This is a genomic window from Allobosea sp. 67-29, assembly GCF_001898115.1.
Lineage (GTDB): Bacteria > Pseudomonadota > Alphaproteobacteria > Rhizobiales > Beijerinckiaceae > Allobosea.
Window position 1 is genome coordinate 161,839 of sequence record NZ_MKSQ01000029.1, and the last position, 2,525, is coordinate 164,363.

2 protein-coding genes and 1 pseudogene are annotated in these 2,525 nt (G+C 67.0%); 1 reads left to right on the plus strand and 2 read right to left on the minus strand.

The genetic code is table 11. The annotated features are described in order from the left end of the window. The coding region (locus BGO20_RS23585) for a MarR family winged helix-turn-helix transcriptional regulator (RefSeq protein WP_299858956.1) at window positions 1-215 on the minus strand (215 nt) is incomplete at its 3' end. Between the two features lie 248 nt (window positions 216-463). Between BGO20_RS23585 and BGO20_RS23590 the strand changes: the two genes are divergently transcribed. Next, window positions 464-2,089: a long-chain-fatty-acid--CoA ligase gene (locus tag BGO20_RS23590; RefSeq protein ID WP_291664358.1), complete on the plus strand. Its 1,626-nt coding sequence runs from the start codon at window positions 464-466 to the stop codon at window positions 2,087-2,089. Between the two features lie 88 nt (window positions 2,090-2,177). Here BGO20_RS23590 and BGO20_RS23595 read toward each other — a convergent pair. After that, window positions 2,178-2,525: pseudogene (locus tag BGO20_RS23595) on the minus strand (hypothetical protein); the annotation flags it as partial.

Here is a 2,525-nt window from a genome sequence, read left to right on the forward strand (position 1 = left end):
CCCTTGGTGACGTAGAGGCGTTCGGCCAATTCGCTCTGGCTGATGCCTTCCTGCTCGGTGAGCGTCGAAAGCAGGTCGAACTGCGGGATCGACAGCCCTATCGTGCGAATCCGCTGGGTGATCTGGGTCAGCATGCGCTGGTGCAGGCGCATGACCCGGAACCAGACGCGGTCGGCCTCCGATGCGGCCTGCGGCACGGGCTTCTGTGCTGACAACTGGCGTCCTCCCCCCAATCGACGGATCAGACCTAAACCATCCCGACGCCGCGGGCGAGCCTCCGAAGGACTGACTTCACTTTCCGGCGCGGCCGTCGCTATCCTGCGCAAAATAGATGACGCTGGAGTCGGATCCGATCAGGCCGAAACGGCCCTCGGTCAATCCGCCTCTAACTCTTTGATAAAGAACGCGTGTCCGATCGGATTGCATCGCGATCTGATCGGCACGTAGTCCGGGAGAGACAACCATGCTCGGCCTGATGCAGGACTGGCCCCTGCTGCTCCATCGCATCATCGACCATGCCGCCATCCAGCACGGAACCCGCGAGGTGGTCAGCCGCGCCGTCGAGGATGGGACGCTCAGGCGGCGCAGCTACCGGGAGATCCGGAGCCGGGCCCTGCGCGTGGCCAAGCGCCTCGACCGGGAAGGGATCGGGCTCGGCGATCGCGTCGCGACGCTGGCCTGGAACAGCGATCGCCATCTCGAGCTCTGGTACGGCATCAGCGGCATCGGCGCGATCACGCATACGGTCAATCCGCGGCTCTTTCCCGAGCAGATCGCCGGAATCGTGAGCCATGCCGAAGACAGGCTGATGTTCCTCGACCTGACCTTCGTGCCGATGATCGAGGCCATTCAGGAGAAGCTGCCGAGTGTCGCGCGCTATGTCGTCCTGACCGATGCCGCGCATATGCCGCAGACCCGTCTCAGGGGCGCCGTCGCTTATGAAGATTGGCTGACTGAGGCGGATGACGATTTCACCTGGCGAGCCTTCGACGAGAACACGGCGGCCGGGCTCTGCTACACCTCGGGAACGACGGGCGGGCCAAAGGGCGTGCTCTACTCGCATCGTTCGAACGTGTTGCACGCGCTGGCCTGCGCCGCGCCGGACTATATGGGCCTGTCGGCGCGGGACACGGTGATGCCGGTGGTGCCGCTGTTCCACGCCAACAGTTGGTCGCTGGCCTATTCTGCGCCGATGACCGGGGCGAAGCTGGTGATGCCGGGCGCGAAGCTTGACGGCCCGTCCCTGCACGAATTGCTGGAAGGCGAGGGTGTGACCATGACCGCGGCGGTGCCGACGGTGTGGCTCGGACTCCTGCAACATCTGGAGGCCACCAAGGGCGAGCTTTCGACGCTGAAGCGCGTCGTGATCGGCGGCTCGGCCTGTCCGCGCGCGATGACGGAAACCTTCGAGCGCAAATACGGCGTCACCGTCGCGCATGCCTGGGGCATGACCGAGATGAGCCCGCTCGGCTCGTTCTGCTCGGTGAAGCCGGTCTATGAGCAGCTTTCGGGCGATGCGCTCTACGATCTCAAGGTCAAGCAGGGGCATCCACCCTTCACGGTCGAGTTCCGGCTCACCGACGATGCCGGACGGGACCTGCCCTGGGACGGCAAGACCTTCGGCCGGCTCAAGGTGCGCGGACCGGCGGTCGCCGGCGCCTATTACCGGCACGACGAGAAGATCCTCGACGACCAGGGCTTCTTCGACACCGGCGACGTCGCGACGATCGACCCGGCCGGCTACATGCAGGTCACCGACCGCTCGAAGGACGTCATCAAGTCCGGCGGCGAGTGGATCTCGTCGATCGACCTCGAGAATCTCGCGGTCGGCCATCCCGATGTGGCGGAAGCGGCGGTGATCGGCGTCGCTCATCCGAAATGGGACGAGCGGCCCTTGCTGGTGATCGTGCCGAAGCCGGGCCGGGCGCCCAGCAAGGAGGAGATGCTCGCCTTCATGACCGGCAAGATCGCGAAATGGTGGCTGCCGGACGATGTCGTGCTGGTCGAGGCCATTCCCCACACCGCGACCGGCAAGATCCAGAAGACCAGGCTGCGCGAGATGTTCAAGGATTACCGGCTGCCGGGGTAGGCCGGCCTGGACCCCCCTGAAACGCTAACGGCGCCCTTGGGCGCCGTTAGGAGATGTGGCGGCTGGCTGGATGCCTTTGCGTCCTGGGTCAGAACTCTTCCCATCCGGAGTCCTGGGCGCGTCCGTTCGCGACCTTGCGCGGGGCCGGTGCGGTCCTGGACTGGACGAAGGCGGCCTCGGCGAGCTGGCGCAGGCGCTCCGGCTCGGGTTCGCCGGCCGCGGGGGCGGAGGCGGCCGGGGCGGGGCGAAGCATGGGGCGCGGCGCCGGCCGGGCCGGGCGCGGTCCGGCTGCCGGCAGCGGCTGGGGCGCTCCGGTCTGCCCCACTGCCTCGCGGCCGGTGCGGAAGGTTGCGACGAGGTCGTTGAGCTGTCCGATGCGGCCGGAGAGCGCGTTGGCGGAGGCTGCGCTCTGCTCGGCCAGGGCGGCGTTCTGCTG